This is a genomic window from Metabacillus lacus (assembly GCF_009674805.1).
Lineage (GTDB): Bacteria > Bacillota > Bacilli > Bacillales > Bacillaceae > Metabacillus_C > Metabacillus_C lacus.
The window spans coordinates 1-17,196 of sequence record NZ_WKKI01000024.1 but is presented as its reverse complement, the minus strand read 5'-3'; the positions used below and the strand labels follow the sequence as shown (position 1 = coordinate 17,196).

Here is a 17,196-nt window from a genome sequence, read left to right as displayed (position 1 = left end):
CAGCAGCATTGGCGGGAGAAGAAGTCATACTCTCTCCCTTTTGCTGTATACTCTATATCATCAGAAAAAAATAAAGCAGTAAACCTGTTGGTTACTGCCCGCCTATCGCTATGTTAGATTCTTCGAAGGTAAGTTCTACTGTTTCAGTTAATATGTCGGCATAGCTGTATGATACTCTTTCAAAAGAATTTTCTTGCTGATCAAGTTCAATTACAAAAACAGCTGGATACGTCTCTGCAAGAACACCCGAACGTTCCACCGTTTTTCTGCGACCGCCGTTAGCTTTAAGTGTTAGCCGCTTACCGAGATTGCCGTCTAGAGATCTTTTAATATCGGTTAATGTTTTAGCCATTGCGTCCACCTCACTATGTATAGTATACATCCACAGCCCAGAGAAGTCAAATAAAATTTAAATTATAACAGTGTAAAAACTATATTGTCAATAAAATGTTTTCAACAAAATTCTTCTTTTTCCTCCTTTCATATTGTGAACATATAAAATAATAATATGTATGAAATTCAAAAAAATTTTGAAAAGGCAGGAAAACTCAAATGCATTCGTAACTCTTCACAAGGTGTCCCCCGGCCTCACCTTATGGCGCAGCTGAGAATACTGAGAGAGGGAAACTGAAGCTCCGGGATAATTTTCAGCAGAAACGAACTGCCGAGGCGCACCTTCCTCGCTGCGGTAAACAAAAGTCCCGGCGCAAGAAAGCAGATTTTGTTGAATTTCACCAAAAAATATAAAAAAAGAAACCACCTTTAAAGTGGTTTGGGGTTATTCTTTTCGATTATAAGGCATCCCTGTCCGGAGAACTCCCCTTGTTTCAATCCCTCCAAGCCCTCTTTCTCTTGTGAGTGTATTTCTAATTACATCCCATACATTAATCCGTTCAACAAATGGCGTAAAACTGATTTTCGCAACAATATAAACCGGATCTAAGGCATGAATATTCACCCTCGAAGGCGAGCTTGCAAAATTCGCTCCTGCCCTGATCAGTGATTCAAAATGAGACTGACAGGCACCTGCAAAGATCACCAGCTGATCCAGGCTTGGTATTTTTCTTCGTGCATTTCGAACAGTCTGAACAAAATGCCGCGAGTGTCTATATGCATTCAGATCGTTGATATCACCTTTATGCTTTGAGTAGGCATCGTGCCCTGTAATGACTAGAATGTCAGGACGGTATTTATCAAGCAAATTGTCAATCCGGTCTGCCATTTCCTTTTCATGGCAATGCACACCATAAACGGGTACACCAATCTTTTCATACATTGTTAAACACTTTTCTAAATAGGCCGGATCTCCATCCAGATGAAGGACCCTTCCGGGAATATGAAAAAAAGACTCATTATGGCTGTAGCTTCCTGTTGCATAGTATTCCTGCTTTTCTCTGAGCAGCTGGTAATCCTGATGAAGCAGGTACAATGACTGCTCAAGCAGCTCATCTTGCTTCACTTTTCTGCTGCTTCTCTCCTGTTCATCCATGATGACCAAGTCACTGCAGTCCGCATCAGCAATAAGCCTGACTTCTTCTCCATACAGGCCGGCCACGAGAGTGCCCGCTTGACTGGGTAGTATTTGGATGACGCGAAACAATATGTCACATTGATATGACTTCCTGGCAACAACATCTCCAATGTTAATTTTCATTTTCTCACTCCAAAAAGAAACTGGCTTAATCGCTGACCTTCATTAGTCCTTTTCTAGCCTATGTGGAGATTAAAAAAGTGTGAAAAGCAGTAAAAGCGAAAACCAACTATCATCAGGCGGGTGCTAACATGAAAAAAGAGCATAAAAAAGAGGCCGTTATCTCAGGCCTCTTTAAAGTGTGCATACAACTCGTCACTGAGCCTTGCGAACTCCTCAATGGATAAGGACTCCCCTCTGCGCCTTCCATCGATATCCGCTGAAAGCAGCGCCTGCTCAATCAGGTGCTTTTTCTCTTTTCCCTCTGTTAAAAAATGAACCAGATTATTTAATAATGTCTTTCTTCTCTGAGCAAAACTTGCTTTAACTATGCTAAAGAAAAAATCTTCGGAAACAATGTTCACTGCAGGCTCGCTTCTTCTCATTAACTTAATGATAGCTGAATCTACATTAGGCTGGGGAACAAAGACTGTTCTCGGTACATTCATAACGGTTTTAGCTTCCGTAAAATACTGGACCGCTATTGTCAGTGATCCATAATCTTTCGAGGAAGGGGCTGCGGACATGCGGTCAGCTACTTCTTTTTGCAGCATAACGACAATACCCTTCAAAGGCAGCTGGTCCTCAAGAAGCTTCATAATAATAGGTGTAGTGACATAATAGGGCAGATTGGCGACAACCATGATTTCTTCGCAGTCTGCCAATTCAGTTTGGATGACTTCTTTTACATCTGCCTTCAGCACATCCTGATGAATCACTTTTGTATTTGGATAGGGCTCCAGGGTTTCTTTTAAAATCGGCAGCAAGCGCTGATCTATTTCAAAAGCAACAACCTTTTTGGCCCGCTTAGCCAGTTGTTCTGTCAGGGCACCGATTCCAGGACCAACTTCTATTACGCCTGTGTTTTCACCGACTTCAGCATGATCCACTATTCTGTTTAACACATTCGTATCAATTAAAAAGTTTTGTCCCAGGCTTTTTTTAAATGAAAAGCCGTATTTCTCCAATATCTCTTTAGTACGCACTGGTGTTGCTATATCTTTATGCATCATCTTTTTCCTCCCGAATGACTTCATGTATAGCCTGTTCAAAAGCTGCCTTGCTTATTTGGAACATATGAAGCCTTTTTTGCAGCTGCTTTCCGTTCGCATAGCCAATTTTCAATAAGCTCCCCAGACGTTCCCTTCTTCGCTTGGCCATTGTTCCGCCCAGCAAGCCAAAGTGAAGCAGATCCTCTTTATGTATTTCGGAAGGAACTTCAATCATTTCTTCTTTAACAGCAGCAAGCGCCTCTCTAATTGCCTCATTACTAGCATGCTCCACTCCAAGCCCGCGCCCTCCCTTTCTCGGGCGGGCGTCTTTTTTCTCCAAAAAAGCATGCTTGCAGCCCGGCACGGATTCTGCGACTGTCTTCCTGATTTTTTCACCGGGAAAGTCAGGATCCGTAAAAATAATTACACCTCTTGTTTGCTGGGCAAGCTTGATTTTTTCAATCACTTGATCCCCCACCGCAGATCCATTTGTTTCTATTGTATCGGCATGAACAGCCCTTTTGATAGCTGCCGTATCATCTCTGCCCTCAACTACGATAATTTCTTTAATCTTCATTTTATCCTCCAAAGCCTGAAACTTTATCAGCAGGTTCTGCGTCTAATCAGTATAAGTCTTTATTGAACCATTATAACGAAAAAAACAGAGGGATAAAAACCCTCTGCCGATTAATTCAATATCTTTATTTTAACCTTTTTATTGCCCCAGCGATATGCTGTTGATTTATCAGGGAAGAATACATCAATTTTATTGCCTTTAATGGCTGACCCTGTATCTGCTGCGATGGCATAGCCGTATCCCTCTACATGGACTTTTGTCCCAAGCGGAATCACCCTTGGATCTACTGCAATGACTTTTGCACCCGGATTCGCTCTCAGGTTCACTCCTGTGGCAGTAATCCCTGAGCACCCGTTACAAAATGCCGTATATGCAGTTGACGTTACATAAAATTCTTTTGATACTGAATCATTGCTTCTCGATACCGTTTTTGGTGCGGCAGCTGCAGTTTTAACGAGAGCAGGAGCTTCCTGCTTTGTACCGACTGCCACTACACGATTCACACTTTCTGATAAGGTCTCTTTTTTAACAAGCGTTCTTGAGACCTCTTTTCCATTCTCAAGAATGACTTCATAATGGCTCGCAAGCTTGCCTTTTTTCCCTTGTTCAATCACTTCTTGCTTTCCTTTGCTGAGTGTATTGTCATTCTTCGTTACAACCGCAAAGGAAACAGGTTCTTCCACTACATCGGTGACTTTTTCTACCCTTGTTATTGCGATAACATCATCTTTTGTAACATGATGCTCCAAATTCGGTGTAATCTTGTCTAGATCTCCAAGTTCAACCTCATGTTCTTTCAAAAAGTCAGCGACAGTAGTCGAAGTTGCCCAAACCTGCTGTTCTTTTCCGCCAACATTCAATGTAAGCTGAAAAGCTTTTTCAATTTCAATGGTCATTTTCTCCTCTAACGGAGTATCCACTGAGGGATGAATTTTATCGTGTTCTGTAACAGCAAGCTGCTGCTCTTCCAGAAGGGCTTCTACCGTTTCCGCCGTGGTCCAGATTGTCTCCTTCTCATGATTCACAGAAAGGGCAACCGGCCTGGCAGCCTCATACACAATCTCCATATCGTTCTGGATTTGTTCATGTTCAGAAGGTGTAAGAGCATCCTCCTTCTTTACTTCTATATTCAAGTCCTCCAGTAAGTCATTTACTGTACTTGCATGCGTTCTTATTTCCTGTTCTTCCCCATTAAGAGACAATGTCACATTTGACTTCGTCGCCTCATGAGCACCATAAGCTGTTCCCGATCCTACTACTAGCAAACTGCCGGCAAAAAGAATAAGTTTGGTCTTGCTCATCTTTTCGGAAAACAGCTTTTTCAAGTTGTTAAAACTCACTATGAAAAACGCCTCCTTCTCCTCCGAGTGATTATATAGAGTATAAATTTGTCTGTCAACCCTCACTGGAATTGCGCAACGTAATCCCTATTATGCTTCGAAACTGTCAGCTTGTGAAGGAAGACTTGTCGACAAACCTATCCTATGCGAATGAGGAGACTTGTAGAACTCCCCATTTTCACAAGGAATTTGGACATACTTACCAAACATGCGACAACATTCCCTATCGGGATATGCCGAATAGTTTTCTTGCATTGTCGGAAGTTTGTTTTGCAATTTCTTCAAAGCTAACTCCTCTTAATTCTGCGATTTCTTCTGCAACAAACTTCACGTAGCCGGGCTCATTTCTCTTCCCGCGATAAGGATGAGGTGTCAGGTACGGGCAGTCTGTTTCAATCAAAAGCTTTTCAATCGGAATTTCTGCTGCTACCTCTTTAGGTTTTTTGGCATTTTTAAATGTGACAGGTCCGCCAAAAGATATGTAAAAATTCATTTCAATGCACTCTTGAGCTACTTCCAGGCTACCTGTGAAGCAGTGCATGATGCCGCCTACTTCTTCGGCGCCTTCTTCTTTTAGGATTTGTACCACATCTCCTGTGGCATCCCGGTTATGTATGATAATTGGAAGCTTAACTTCTTTTGCCAACGCAATCTGCTTGCGGAAAACTTCAGCCTGTACATCTTTAGGTGATTTATCCCAGTGATAGTCCAGCCCCATTTCACCTATAGCTACCACTTTTGGGTGAGCTGCAAGTTCACGAATCCAATTTAAATCCTCTTCAGTCATGTCAATTGCATCGACAGGGTGCCAGCCAACAGCTGCATAGATAAACTCGTACTCATCAGCAAGCTGGATGGCTTTTTCAATTGTTTCATGATCAAATCCGACTACAACTATTGTTTCAACGCCCTCCTGTAGAGCCCGGTCAATCACTTCTGCTATATCCTCTTTATACTGAATGGCATTTAAATGTGCATGAGTATCAAAAAGCATCGTGCTCATCCTTTCTTACCCTTTTTTAAAGTAATGAAACCTTTTTTTGTATTTTTCTCTTTCAAATTCTGAATCATTTTCTCTTTTTAATGAAAAAGAAAGAAGTGTTTGACATAATGTTACACGTGAAACACTTCTTTCGACAAAACTATTTAACTTTTGCTCCATTTGGAAGCGTTTGGTCTACAGTTGCGAGCGATAAAATGCCATTCTCTTCACCGGCCAGAATCATTCCCTGAGAAAGTTCTCCTCTTAATTTGACTGGTTTTAAATTTGTGACACAAATGACTTTTCTGCCAATTAGGTCATCAGGCGAGTAAAATTTTGCTATGCCAGAAACAACCTGTCTTTTTTCATAGCCTAAATCCAGCTGTATTTTCAACAGCTTGTCAGCTTTTTTCACTGGTTCAGCAGCAACTACCTCTGCTACCCGCAAATCTACTTTCATAAAATCATCAATGGTAATTTCTTCTGCCTCTGCTTGTTGAGGAAGCTGTTCTTCCTCCTTTTGAGGCTGTGTTCCCTGCATTTGCTCTTTGATATACTGAATTTCATCTTCCTTTTCTAAGCGAGGAAAGATTGGATCTGCTTTCTTTACTTTCACACCTCGGAGCTCTCCAAATGTTTCGATGCTGTCCCAGTTTTCCAAATCAGAGCTGTCAATGCCCAGCTGACTGAGTATTTCCTTTGGTGCATGAACCATAAACGGCTTTAAAAGCACCGCTGATACTCTGAGAGATTCAGCCAAATGATACATCACAGAGGCCAGCTCGTTCCTTCTTTCATCGTCCTTTGCAAGCACCCACGGCTGTGTTTCATCTATATATTTGTTACTTCTGCTGATCATCTGCCAAAGCTGATTTAAAGCAACCGAAAATTCCATATTCTCCATTGCCTGCTCATATTCAGAGATAGTCTGCTGAACAAACTCAGTTAAAGGCTTATCGAACTGAGTGACTGCACCGGCATATTCAGGAAGAGATCCCTCAAAATATTTATCAATCATGGCAACTGTCCGATTCAAAAGGTTTCCTAAATCGTTGGCAAGGTCATAGTTGATTCTGTCTACAAAGCCTTCCGGTGTAAATACTCCATCTGATCCAAAAGGAACTTCACGCAGCAAGTAATAACGGAGTGCATCCAGTCCATAGCGGTCAATCAGTGTGACAGGATCCACGACATTGCCTTTAGATTTTGACATTTTGCCATCTTTCATAAGAAGCCAGCCATGTGCAAAAACCTTTTTAGGCAGCGGAAGGTCCAATGCCATCAGCATAATCGGCCAGTAAATAGTATGAAAACGGACAATTTCCTTTCCAACCAAATGAACGTCAGCAGGCCAGTATTTCTTATATTTTTCTTCTTGATCTGTACCATAGCCCAACGCCGTAATATAGTTGGATAAGGCATCGATCCACACATAGACTACGTGCTTTGGATCCCCGGGCACCTTTACTCCCCAATCAAAAGAGGTTCTTGATACAGCCAGGTCCTCAAGACCGGGCTTAATAAAGTTATTAATCATTTCATTTTTACGAGACTCAGGCTGTATAAAACCTGGTTTTTCCTGATAATACTCCAACAGACGGTCCGCATATTTCCCCATCCTGAAAAAATAGGACTCTTCTTTCACAAGTTCAACCGGATGCCCGCTGTCAGGGCTTTTCCCGCCGACAATTTTGCCGTTTTCTTTAACAGGATCAACCAGCTGAAGTTCAGTGTAATAGGTTTCATCCGGTACTGAATACCAGCCTTCATATGTATCCAGGTAGATATCTCCCTGATTCACCAGCTTTTGAAAAATCTTTTCAACCACTTCTGTATGACGTTTTTCCGTTGTACGGATAAAGTCATCATATGAGATGTCCATCTTCTCCCACAGCTCTTTAATTCCTGTAACAATGTCATCTACATACTTCTGCGGGCTTACACCGAGCTTCTCAGCGTTTCTTTGAATCTTTTGACCATGTTCATCTGTTCCTGTTAAATACATAACATCATACCCGCGAAGCCTTTTATATCTGGCCATTGCATCCCCTGCCACAGTCGTATATGCATGTCCAATATGCAGTTTTCCGCTTGGATAGTAAATTGGAGTGGTTATGTAAAAAGTTTTCTGCTCCATTTTCATTCCTCCAGTATATTAGTAGAAAAAGCTCCCGCCCTAATGGACGAGAGCGCTTTGTATACCGCAAATAATACAAGTTCTAATCATATGATACCATCTTAGCCCCTAATATCAAGAAAATATACATATCGATGGACAAAAAATGGAATAAGCGACAGAATATATATAATGTTACTAGTAAACTGGAAAAGCTGTGTCGAATTTTGATTGGTTTATTGTCGAATGAGAAAAAATAATTCATTTGTATCATTTGTCAATTTGTTAGATAATGTATACTATTACTATTTACTTAAAAATGTTTATTCAGGAAAAAAAGGGGTATTGGTAAAGAGGAATTCAGCCATGGCAGAGTTCTTGCTATGACAATGTTTGTACACATATTATTCAAGATTTAATGATTGACGTTTATTGGAAACCTTGATATTCTTATAAGGTAAGTAGAATTTTGTCGAATAATGACGAACTATATATACTAGTTTTATATAGTCAATAAGATATTATAATCAGGAGGAGTAGACAATAATGAAATCTACAGGTATTGTACGTAAAGTTGATGAGCTGGGCAGAGTCGTTATACCTATCGAGCTTCGTCGTACACTTGGAATCGCAGAAAAAGATGCTCTTGAAATTTATGTAGATGATGAAAGAATCATCCTTAAAAAATATAAGCCAAATATGACTTGCCACGTAACAGGAGAAGTATCAGATGATAATATGACACTTGCAAACGGCAAGCTTATTCTTAGCCGTGAAGGTGCAGAGCAAATTCTTAGCGAAATCCAAAATTCTATGGTTCAAAAATAATAAGAACAACATTTTGACATTTTGTTGTTCCCCTTTCAGGGCACTCCTCTCGGGAGTGCCCTTTTTTTATTCCAAGCCGTGATATGCCTGATACACTTCTCTTTTTGGCAGTTTCCGGTCAACTGCTGTTAGTTTAATTGCTTCCTTTGCAGAATGATTTTCTTCTATATAATAGGCAACATGCTCTTCAAGAGAGTATGATTCCCACCATTTATCCTGCGTTAGTTCATGCTGAATGCTGCTGCCTTCTACCACCAGACAAAATTCTCCCCGAATTTCTTCTGTTTCTGCCCAGCTCAGCACTTCTGTCAGGGTACCGCGGATAAACTCCTCAAACTTTTTCGATAATTCTCTTGTAACAGAGATATTCCTATCTCCAAAGTACTCTTTCATCAGCTGCAGCGTTTCTTTCAGCCTGTGCGGTGACTCATAGAAAATCATCGTTTCCATCCTCACACTTAGAGCCTCCAGCTGCTTTTTCTTTTCTTTCTTTTGCCTGTCAAGAAAACCGAAAAAGTAAAACGGCTGGGGGGCAATGCCTGAAGCAATCAACGATGGCAGCGCAGCATTTGCGCCTGGAAGAGGAATCACATAACCACCGGCTGCAATTACCTCTTTGACAAGCTCATCACCCGGATCAGAGATGATTGGCATGCCTGCATCACTGACAAGCGCCACATTCCTGCCTTCCTTCAGCAGCTGAAGGATTTTGTAGCCTCCGCTCTCTTTGTTATGCTCGTGATAGCTGATAAGCGGTGTTCTAATCTCGAAATGATTGCAAAGTTTTTTCGTTTGCCTTGTATCCTCTGCCGCAATCATATCAGCACTTTGCAATATCGATACCGCTCTGTATGTCATATCCTCCAAATTTCCGATTGGAGTAGGAACTAGGTATAAATGCCCTAGATCACTCTCTTCTGTGTAGCTCTTCTGCCTATTCATCTTTCTGCCTCCCTTGGTTTTCAAGCAGGTACCGCTCTTTTGCCTTCCTGCTTTTCTTTTTAAAAGCTTGTTCCGCTTTCAGGGCATCACCCTTCGTTGAATGATGCTCCTGATACAGAAGGGATACAGGCCTTCTGGATCTGGTGTATTTTGCACCCTTTCCATCGTTATGGGTTTGAACGCGTTTTTCTACATTATTAGAATAGCCTGCATAGTAAGAGCCATCACTGCATTTCAGCACATAAAAAAAATGATTACTCTCCATAAAGAATTTTCCTTGTCTCTTCCGTATATTCATTTTGATTTTCATACACAAACAAGGGGGGCAGCACTTTGAGGTCAGGTTTTCCTGATTTGATACCTTCTATTAAAAGTGTATTCGCCTCTTTTCCCTTCTTTGGATAGACAAACTGAATTCTTTTCGGCTCCAAATCGTATTTCCTCATGAGCTCCACAATTTCCAGAAACCTGCCCGGCCTGTGAACAAAAGCAGCTTTGCCGCCCTGTTTAAGAAGCTGGCTGCTTGCCTGTATTACATCCTCCAACGTGCAGTGGATTTCGTGTCTTGCTATTGCATAGTGTTCATTTAGATTTTTCTCTTCCGCTCCTGGTGTTTTAAAGTAAGGAGGATTGCATGTGACAACATCAAATTTGCTGCGCCCCAGGACTGCAGGCATTTTCTTCAAATCTCCATGCACCATAGAGATTTGATCTGACAACCCATTATATTCAACACTTCTGCAAGCCATAGAATAGAGGCGCTCCTGTATTTCCACTCCAATGATGGATCCTTTTGTTCTCCGGCTCAGGAAGAGCGGGATCACACCATTCCCGGAACACAAGTCAACAATGGCTCCTTTTTGAATCGGCATATAAACAAACCTGGAAAGAAGAACAGCATCGAGCGAAAATGAAAACACCGATGGACTTTGTATAATTCTTAAATCTTCTCCCAGTAAATAATCCAGTCTTTCATCTCCAAGTAATTTCAACATCATATTGAAGTCCTTTCGTTTACGAGCATACAGTTTAGTATAAGTGAACTATGAGAATGCTTCGGCATCACTTTTACCTATAAAAAAAGCTTCCAATGCGGAAGCTTCACTTTTTATTGAGAAAAGAAAGACAGAACAGGCAATCTCCTTCTTTACGGACACTCCCATAATGAACATTGCAAATATGGAAGCCTTCTTGATACAAACGGGCCAGGTTATCATAGCCTTCCCCAATATCAGCAATAGCAGCAGCTTTTTTGCTCTGCCGCTTCTGCCTTTTATCCTTTACGGGGCTGACAGCAGCAGCTGTTGCTTCAAGCCGGCGCCGCAGGTTTTCATTTTCAAGCTTTAAATGCTGATTTTCTTCTATCGTCTCGGCAATATGTTCCTTCAGATCACCTAACTGGCGATAAAGCGAGCCAATTTGTTCTTCCAGACTGCTTACAGACTCAAAAATCTCTTTTTTATCCAAATTTTCCACCTCATTCTGTGGATTGCATTGGAACAGCGCCCTCTTGCGTAAGTTCTTCCCACGAAAACTCTACCACACGTTCCTTGTTAAGCAAATCTACCTGAATCAAACGTTCAAGAATATTGAGGCCGACTACCTTTCCAGGCCCGTTCGGCGTGGCAATCATCTCTCCCAAATCAGGGAGCTGTTCTTTAGCTGACTCGTACTCATCATTTTCGTACTTGAGGCAGCACATGAGACGACCGCACAGCCCGGAAATTTTTGTAGGATTCAAGGAAAGATTCTGATCCTTTGCCATTTTAATGGACACCGGTTCAAAATCTCCTAGGAATGTGGAGCAGCACAGCATCCGTCCGCAAGGTCCGATTCCGCCGAGCATTTTTGCCTCATCGCGGACACCAATCTGCCTGAGCTCAATCCGCGTTTTGAAAATAGAGGCTAGATCCTTCACCAGTTCTCTGAAATCCACCCTGCCGTCTGCTGTAAAGTAAAAAATCACTTTATTCCGGTCAAAGGTAAACTCCACGTCCACAAGCTTCATATCCAGCCCATGTTCAGACACCTTCTGGGTGCACACATGATAGGCTTCACTGGCTGCGTTTGAATTTTCTTCGACAATCAGTTTATCCCTGTCATCTGCCACTCTCAGTACCTTTTTCAGAGGCAGGACAATATCATGTTCCCCGACAATCTTATCGGCGAGCACGATCTTACCAAACTCCACACCCCGTACTGTTTCCACAATCACAAAATCCCCGTTCTCTATATGAAATCCATTTGGATCAAAGTAATAAATTTTTCCTGCTTTCTTGAAGCGTACACCAACTACATTGTACAAGCTTATCCCTCCTGCAACGTTAAAACAAGCTGCTCCATCAAAAGTTGCGGATTGACATTCGAATGAAGCCTTTTTTTGGCTTCAATTATAGAAGTGATCTTTTCAGCCGCATTTTTTTGAGTCATTTGAAGTGCATGCTGTTTTAACTGAGCCATTAAATCTTGATAGATCACTTTATTTTCATGACCAACTTGGACTGAAAGACAGTCCCGATATATATACATAAGCAAATCCAATCCTAAACCTTGCTGATCTTTATCTGTGAAAACCGGAAGCCATTCACTTTGGATAAAAAGAAGTGCCTGTCCCTTTCTGCTTTTTAACACTTCATACAATTTTATCACTTTAGCTCTGGCTTGTGCAAACCAATCATTTCGACTTAATTCGAGCGCTTCCTCCATATCGTTGGTAATATGGGCAGCCAGGGCGGAAATATGAACTGGAATATTCTGTTTTGCCAGTTCATTTTGAATGGCTTCAGGAGGCAGCGGCTGAAAAGAGAGAACCTGGCAGCGTGAAAGGATGGTGCTGATTATTTGGTGATGCTGTTCCGTTAGCAGTACTGCTACTGTATCAGCATGCGGCTCTTCCAGAAACTTCAGCAGGCTGTTTGCAGCATTCACTGTCATTTTGTCCGCATGCTCTATGATGTAAAGTTTATGGTTGGATTCTACTCCTGTTTTAGAAAACTCTTCCTGCAGCGCCTGAATCTGCCCCTTTTTAATGGATAAACCATCAGGCTCGACAACGTGCAGATCAGGATGATTGCCCGAATCGATTCGCTTGCAGTTTCTGCAGCTGCCGCACGGCTGATAGCTCACCCTGTTTTCACAAAAAAAACTTTTGGCAAGCAGAAAGCTTGTCTGTTTCTTGCCTGTGCCTTTTGGCCCCTCAAATAAATAAGCATGGGCCAGGCGCTGTTTAATCAGGGAATTTGAAAGCAATTTTTTTACTCTTGGCTGATACTGCTCCAGCTCTTCCCAACTTTTTTGTGTCATGCTCATATATCATCACTCTCTAAGTATATAGATTGATAAGAAGACCTTTAATCTCGCCTATTTTTGCAAGTATATCTACTGAATCGCTTTCTTTACCAAGGATAGACTCAGTCAGACTGATGAGCTCCCGGTCTATCTGCTGGACAATCGTCAGCGATCGTGTATGCCCGTTGTAATCCCAGCTGGAAGTTTGTTTCGTATCCATTCCAAACTCAACCGCTTCATGCACAAATCTTTTCACAAGACCTTTAAACTTTGCAAGATCCTGAAAATTTCTGGATTTGGCGACCCTGCTGCCTGCCGTTTCAATGTCAGCAATCAGTCTGGTTAATTGTGCAAGCCCAAGCTGTGTTTCCTGCTTTTGAATCATCGAGTGAAAGTTTTTGGTTCCTGGTCCGGCAACACGTGAATCCTGTCCCCTTTTCTCCAGGCTGCTTCTAATATCCTGATTAATTTTCATGATTCAGCCGCCCCATTAAAAATGATGGAATTGTTCTACTGGTACAACAAAAACAGTTGCTCCGCCAACCTTCACCTGAACGGGATAGGGAACGTAAGAATCTGCATTTCCTCCCATAGGAGATACCGGTGCGACCAGCTGGTCTCTTGACTCTCCATTTTCTTTAATAAGCTGCAGAGCCTTATCAACCCTTATATCCTCTGTTCCAATCATAAACGTTGTATTGCCCGACTTAAGAAATCCTCCGGAAGATGCAAGCTTTGTCACACGAAAGTTGTGATCTGTTAATGTCTTTAACAGCCTGTTGCTGTCCTGATCCTGAACCACTGCAATAATTAATTTCATTCTTTCTTCCTCCTATGAGTGTAACATGTAATATACAACGCTTCATTGAACGATATATGGTAAAAGATACATACCCCTTTTTGCCTAAAGAATAAGCTGCTACAGATATGCCTTTAAAATTTTCTGGATATCAGAGACTACTGCTTCCGCCGGCTGATCTGCATTTACCGCTTGAAAGCGCTCTGAAAATCGCTCCCTGAGAATATCATAGCCCTCTTTTACTTTAAGGTGAAACTCCAGCTTTTCCAAATCAAGCCTGTTCTGTTCACGGTTTCCCTGTGAAATTCTCTCCAGACCTTTCACCGGATCTATATCAAAATAAATGGTAAGATGAGGCAGCAATCCATCAATGGCAAACATGTTGATTGATAATACTTCTTCAATCCCGATCCCTCTCGCATGTCCCTGGTAAGCAAGAGAGCTGTCAATAAATCTGTCACATAGGACGATCTTTCCCTCTTGAAGAGCAGGAATGACTTTTTCAGCCAGATGCTGTCTCCTTGCAGCTGCATAAAGCAGCGCCTCTGTCCTCGCATCCATCATCACATGCTCTTTATTCAGGATCACTTCCCTGATTTCTTCAGAAATTTTGATGCCGCCTGGTTCACGTGTTGTCAAGACCTCATGCCCATCCGCTTTCAATGCTTCTGCAAGAGTAGTAAGAGCTGTTGTTTTTCCCGCTCCTTCAGGTCCTTCCAAAGTAATAAATTTTCCGCTCATGATGTCACCTCTCCTGATAGACTGCAATCTGCCCTTTTTTAATGTGCGCTGATCCCTGCAGCTTTGCTCCTGCCGCCAGCAGTTTTTCCATTTGCTGAATATGAGATAAACTGATGGGCTCCCCTGTCATTAACAAAGGAATACCCGGGGGATACGGAGTGATTTGCTGTGCATTGATTCTTCCAATGGATTCAGCTGCCGGTACCACCTCTATGCTCCATTTTTTCAACTGATCATAGGAATAAGGCAGGCTCTTTATTGCATCTGCATTCCCTTCAACCTTCTGTTCGACAGCCTGTTTATGAGTGTATTGCTTCAGCAGCTGCTCCAGAAGCAGAAGCTCCTTGTAAGGGGGGTTCTGCACGGCAAGCGGAAGCACCATCAGAAAATTAGCATAATCGGACAGTTCTCCGTAGATGCCTGCTTGTTCAAATAACGCCTGAAGCTCATATCCAGTCAAACCTTCTGTCGACTGAACAGAAACTTTGAGAGGATCATGAGACATTTCTTTATTATTCGAAATAACAGTCTTAATCCCTGGGATCCTGTTTAACTCTTCATGAAAAGCTTTTACTGCATCCTCGATAGCTCTTCCCCTGTCTTCATTCCTCAGCTCCTGAAGATAAGCCCTGGCTATATCCAAAGAAGCCATAATTGGATAGGACGGGCTGCTGCTCTGCAGCATGGCCAGGGTACGTGTAAGCTTGTTCTGATCCGCCAGCACGCTGTTATAATGCAAATACGACCCCATTGTCATAGCAGGCAGGGTTTTATGCGCTGACTGTACCACAATGTCCGCTCCGCTCTCAACAGCTGATCTCGGAAACGGTGCCCCCACTGCAAAATGTGCACCATGCGCTTCATCCACAAGCACCGGTATTTCTTTCTTATGTGCTGCTTCTACAACCGCAGTTAAATCAGCAGATGTACCATAATAGGTCGGATTAGTCAGGATCAGAGCCTTTGCCTCTGGATATTGCTCAAGCGCCTTCTCAATAGTAGTTAAAGGAACATGAGAAGCCACCTTCAGCTCCTCATCTAAGCAAGGCTCCAAAAAAATCGGCTGCGCCCCTGCCAATTCGAGCCCATTTAAAATCGACTTATGGCAATTTCTCTGAACGAGAACCTGCTCTCCCGCCTGGCTTAGGGACAGAATACCCGCTATATTTCCTACCGTCGAACCATTCACAAGAAAATACGTTTGTTGTACGCCAAAAAACTCGGAAGCCAATTGCTGTGCCTCCTGAATAATGCCCTCCGGCTCATGCAAATCATCAAGCCCCGAAAGCTCAGTAACATCTATTTTTAAAATATCCTTAAACGTCACAAACGCATCAGCAGGAAACACAATCCCCTGATGATGCCCCGGCACATGCAGCGACACTATCCCCTTTTTCGCATGCTCCACTAAAGACGTATATATAGGTGTTTTCATTATTAATCATCCTTGAATCACTTTATATCCCATTATAACAGACAACCATGCATCTTCACCTTTATCCCAAAAGAAAAAAGCCCTAAAGGCTTTAAGAATACAAAGGCGGGGTATTAACCCTCTTAAGTTTTTTTATAAAAAATTGATACTTGGGATCAAATGTCTGTGTCTGCACCATTTCTTGCTCACACTCGGTACAAACAAAACTTGTATAGAGATGAATTCCATCCTCTTTCCGGGCATCACAAACTACACACACTTCCCCAGCTGAGCTTTTATTCTCATTTTCCACTGCTTGCTCCACCTCCATACCCTTATTCTGCCCAAAGACTTCATTTGTATACAAAATTTAGAATAGACTATGCAAATGTTTATACCTATTGTATGAAACCCCTTCAACATGGGTGTATGTCTTCATCAAAACAAAATAAATTCCTTTTGGCATGCTGAGGCGGTGGGGTGGAGAACTGGGGGCTGGGTTTGGAATTTGTTTCGGGTTGTTGAACGGATGGCGGGACTTAGCTGGAAAGGTGTGTGGCTTTTGATTGGGGTTGTGAGTGGATTGTATTATTTAGATGGGGGGTTATAGGATTTTGTTTAACCACAGAAGGAGGGGTTTGGGATAGTATTTGGAAGATCGTACAACAAAGAGGGGGGGTTGTTATAGTGACTTTTAGAACGTATTACAAAGAGGGGGGGGTTGTTATAGTAACTTTGAGATCGTAGAACATAGCGGGGGGTTTTGTTATAGTAACTTGGGAATTTCGCCCGATAGTATAACAAAGTAGGGCGTTTTGTTATAGTATCTTGAAAATTTGGCCTGATAGTATAACAAAGTAGGCCGTTTTGTTATAGTATCTTTGAGATAGTAGAACAAAGTGGGGCGTTTTGTTATAGTATCTTGGGAATTTGGCCCGATAGTATAACAAAGCGGGGGTTTTGTTATAGCTTCTTGGAAATCGTATAGCAAGTCAGGAAAGAACAGTTAGAGTAAGATCATTTTTAAAATAACTCCTAACTACCATCGGCGCCGCTGAGCTTAACTTCCTTGTTCGGTATCCGGCTTCCGATGAGCTTTTAATCTCTTCGTCCAGTCGTTCTTTCGCCTTTCTTGTACCGAGTGAAATAAAATAGGCGTAGAGATTCCGCTTATTCGGAAAAAAACAGTGAAAATCGGCTGAAATAGAAGTAGGAATTCCGCCTAATCGGCTATAAGCGCTGAAAATAGACGACTATTAGCAACATAACCGGAAAAGCTTCCCTTATATTGCCTGAAATTTGCCTCATTTTTTATTTAACCGGAATATCTCCACTAGCATTGTAAAAATATCCACAAGGGTATACTGAGTTTACTCTATATGTAATTTAAGTATAATTTTACCATCCAAGCTTATTCGTTCAGAGCCAAAAAGTCTAGGGGGTTGTAATTGAACCCAGTTATCCAAAAATTGGATATTATTTTCTTT

At 42.0% G+C, this 17,196-nt stretch carries 19 protein-coding genes; 1 reads left to right on the top strand and 18 read right to left on the bottom strand.

All coding sequences use genetic code 11. The features are described from left to right. Positions 1 to 91: 91 nt before the first annotated feature. The 7 genes from veg to metG form a co-directional block, all read right to left on the bottom strand. On the bottom strand, positions 92 to 352 hold the full coding sequence (gene veg, locus GJU40_RS12570; RefSeq protein ID WP_154308128.1) for a biofilm formation stimulator Veg: 261 nt from the start codon (positions 350 to 352) through the stop codon (positions 92 to 94). A 426-nt stretch (positions 353 to 778) separates the two neighbouring features. Continuing rightward, positions 779 to 1,654, bottom strand: coding sequence for a sporulation peptidase YabG (gene yabG, locus GJU40_RS12565; RefSeq protein ID WP_154308127.1), 876 nt, complete (start codon positions 1,652 to 1,654; stop codon positions 779 to 781). Between the two features lie 161 nt (positions 1,655 to 1,815). After that, positions 1,816 to 2,700 carry a 16S rRNA (adenine(1518)-N(6)/adenine(1519)-N(6))-dimethyltransferase RsmA gene (rsmA, locus tag GJU40_RS12560; RefSeq protein WP_154308204.1) on the bottom strand — a complete coding sequence of 295 codons (885 nt, stop codon included), beginning with the start codon at positions 2,698 to 2,700 and terminating at the stop codon, positions 1,816 to 1,818. Then, the gene (gene rnmV, locus GJU40_RS12555) at positions 2,693 to 3,259 is read right to left on the bottom strand and encodes a ribonuclease M5 (protein WP_154308125.1); all 567 of its coding nucleotides are present in this window, start codon (positions 3,257 to 3,259) and stop codon (positions 2,693 to 2,695) included. Before rnmV ends, rsmA begins: the two co-directional genes overlap by 8 nt. A 110-nt stretch (positions 3,260 to 3,369) precedes the next feature. Beyond that, the gene (locus GJU40_RS12550) at positions 3,370 to 4,584 is read right to left on the bottom strand and encodes a G5 and 3D domain-containing protein (protein WP_154308202.1); all 1,215 of its coding nucleotides are present in this window, start codon (positions 4,582 to 4,584) and stop codon (positions 3,370 to 3,372) included. Positions 4,585 to 4,822: 238 nt separating this feature from the next. After that, the gene (locus tag GJU40_RS12545; RefSeq protein WP_154308123.1) at positions 4,823 to 5,593 is read right to left on the bottom strand and encodes a TatD family hydrolase; all 771 of its coding nucleotides are present in this window, start codon (positions 5,591 to 5,593) and stop codon (positions 4,823 to 4,825) included. Positions 5,594 to 5,741: 148 nt separating this feature from the next. Next, on the bottom strand, positions 5,742 to 7,724 hold the full coding sequence (metG, locus tag GJU40_RS12540) for a methionine--tRNA ligase (protein WP_154308122.1): 1,983 nt from the start codon (positions 7,722 to 7,724) through the stop codon (positions 5,742 to 5,744). 519 nt (positions 7,725 to 8,243) lie between these two features. On the opposite strand from metG, the gene abrB reads away from it, so the two are divergent. Next, complete coding sequence (gene abrB, locus GJU40_RS12535) at positions 8,244 to 8,525, top strand: transition state genes transcriptional regulator AbrB (RefSeq protein ID WP_154308120.1); 282 nt, start codon at positions 8,244 to 8,246, stop codon at positions 8,523 to 8,525. A gap of 66 nt (positions 8,526 to 8,591) precedes the next feature. Here the strand turns inward: abrB and rsmI are convergent, their stop codons facing one another. From rsmI to GJU40_RS12480, 11 genes are all read right to left on the bottom strand, one after another. Next, positions 8,592 to 9,467 carry a 16S rRNA (cytidine(1402)-2'-O)-methyltransferase gene (gene rsmI / locus GJU40_RS12530; protein ID WP_154308118.1) on the bottom strand — a complete coding sequence of 292 codons (876 nt, stop codon included), beginning with the start codon at positions 9,465 to 9,467 and terminating at the stop codon, positions 8,592 to 8,594. After that, complete coding sequence (locus GJU40_RS12525) at positions 9,460 to 9,732, bottom strand: GIY-YIG nuclease family protein (protein WP_154308116.1); 273 nt, start codon at positions 9,730 to 9,732, stop codon at positions 9,460 to 9,462. Before GJU40_RS12525 ends, rsmI begins: the two co-directional genes overlap by 8 nt. Continuing rightward, positions 9,722 to 10,462: a tRNA1(Val) (adenine(37)-N6)-methyltransferase gene (locus GJU40_RS12520; RefSeq protein WP_154308200.1), complete on the bottom strand. Its 741-nt coding sequence runs from the start codon at positions 10,460 to 10,462 to the stop codon at positions 9,722 to 9,724. The genes GJU40_RS12525 and GJU40_RS12520 overlap by 11 nt, the downstream gene beginning before the upstream one ends. 106 nt (positions 10,463 to 10,568) lie before the next feature. Next, positions 10,569 to 10,934: a DNA replication initiation control protein YabA gene (yabA, locus tag GJU40_RS12515; RefSeq protein WP_154308115.1), complete on the bottom strand. Its 366-nt coding sequence runs from the start codon at positions 10,932 to 10,934 to the stop codon at positions 10,569 to 10,571. Positions 10,935 to 10,944: 10 nt separating this feature from the next. Further along, complete coding sequence (ricT, locus tag GJU40_RS12510) at positions 10,945 to 11,772, bottom strand: competence/sporulation regulator complex protein RicT (RefSeq protein WP_154308113.1); 828 nt, start codon at positions 11,770 to 11,772, stop codon at positions 10,945 to 10,947. A 2-nt stretch (positions 11,773 to 11,774) separates the two neighbouring features. Next, positions 11,775 to 12,776, bottom strand: a complete 1,002-nt coding sequence (gene holB / locus GJU40_RS12505; protein WP_154308111.1) for a DNA polymerase III subunit delta' — start codon at positions 12,774 to 12,776, stop codon at positions 11,775 to 11,777. Between the two features lie 13 nt (positions 12,777 to 12,789). Continuing rightward, entirely contained in the window at positions 12,790 to 13,230 is a 441-nt protein-coding gene (locus tag GJU40_RS12500) for a YaaR family protein (RefSeq protein WP_154308109.1), read from the bottom strand. 15 nt (positions 13,231 to 13,245) lie between these two features. Next, positions 13,246 to 13,575, bottom strand: a complete 330-nt coding sequence (locus GJU40_RS12495) for a cyclic-di-AMP receptor (RefSeq protein WP_154308107.1) — start codon at positions 13,573 to 13,575, stop codon at positions 13,246 to 13,248. A gap of 99 nt (positions 13,576 to 13,674) precedes the next feature. Continuing rightward, entirely contained in the window at positions 13,675 to 14,295 is a 621-nt protein-coding gene (tmk, locus tag GJU40_RS12490; RefSeq protein ID WP_154308105.1) for a dTMP kinase, read from the bottom strand. 4 nt (positions 14,296 to 14,299) lie between these two features. Further along, entirely contained in the window at positions 14,300 to 15,730 is a 1,431-nt protein-coding gene (locus GJU40_RS12485; RefSeq protein WP_154308103.1) for an aminotransferase class I/II-fold pyridoxal phosphate-dependent enzyme, read from the bottom strand. Between the two features lie 91 nt (positions 15,731 to 15,821). After that, the gene (locus GJU40_RS12480) at positions 15,822 to 16,022 is read right to left on the bottom strand and encodes a sigma factor G inhibitor Gin (RefSeq protein WP_425481224.1); all 201 of its coding nucleotides are present in this window, start codon (positions 16,020 to 16,022) and stop codon (positions 15,822 to 15,824) included. Between the last annotated feature and the right edge of the window lie 1,174 nt (positions 16,023 to 17,196).

Coding starts and splice junctions, on each gene's coding strand:
- veg (WP_154308128.1), bottom strand. CDS start 352: ATGGCTAAAACATTAACCGATATTAAAAGATCTCTAGACGGCAATCTC.
- yabG (WP_154308127.1), bottom strand. CDS start 1,654: ATGAAAATTAACATTGGAGATGTTGTTGCCAGGAAGTCATATCAATGT.
- rsmA (WP_154308204.1), bottom strand. CDS start 2,700: ATGCATAAAGATATAGCAACACCAGTGCGTACTAAAGAGATATTGGAG.
- rnmV (WP_154308125.1), bottom strand. CDS start 3,259: ATGAAGATTAAAGAAATTATCGTAGTTGAGGGCAGAGATGATACGGCA.
- GJU40_RS12545 (WP_154308123.1), bottom strand. CDS start 5,593: ATGCTTTTTGATACTCATGCACATTTAAATGCCATTCAGTATAAAGAG.
- metG (WP_154308122.1), bottom strand. CDS start 7,724: ATGAAAATGGAGCAGAAAACTTTTTACATAACCACTCCAATTTACTAT.
- abrB (WP_154308120.1), top strand. CDS start 8,244: ATGAAATCTACAGGTATTGTACGTAAAGTTGATGAGCTGGGCAGAGTC.
- rsmI (WP_154308118.1), bottom strand. CDS start 9,467: ATGAATAGGCAGAAGAGCTACACAGAAGAGAGTGATCTAGGGCATTTA.
- GJU40_RS12525 (WP_154308116.1), bottom strand. CDS start 9,732: ATGGAGAGTAATCATTTTTTTTATGTGCTGAAATGCAGTGATGGCTCT.
- GJU40_RS12520 (WP_154308200.1), bottom strand. CDS start 10,462: ATGTTGAAATTACTTGGAGATGAAAGACTGGATTATTTACTGGGAGAA.
- holB (WP_154308111.1), bottom strand. CDS start 12,776: ATGAGCATGACACAAAAAAGTTGGGAAGAGCTGGAGCAGTATCAGCCA.
- GJU40_RS12500 (WP_154308109.1), bottom strand. CDS start 13,230: ATGAAAATTAATCAGGATATTAGAAGCAGCCTGGAGAAAAGGGGACAG.
- GJU40_RS12495 (WP_154308107.1), bottom strand. CDS start 13,575: ATGAAATTAATTATTGCAGTGGTTCAGGATCAGGACAGCAACAGGCTG.
- tmk (WP_154308105.1), bottom strand. CDS start 14,295: ATGAGCGGAAAATTTATTACTTTGGAAGGACCTGAAGGAGCGGGAAAA.
- GJU40_RS12485 (WP_154308103.1), bottom strand. CDS start 15,730: ATGAAAACACCTATATATACGTCTTTAGTGGAGCATGCGAAAAAGGGG.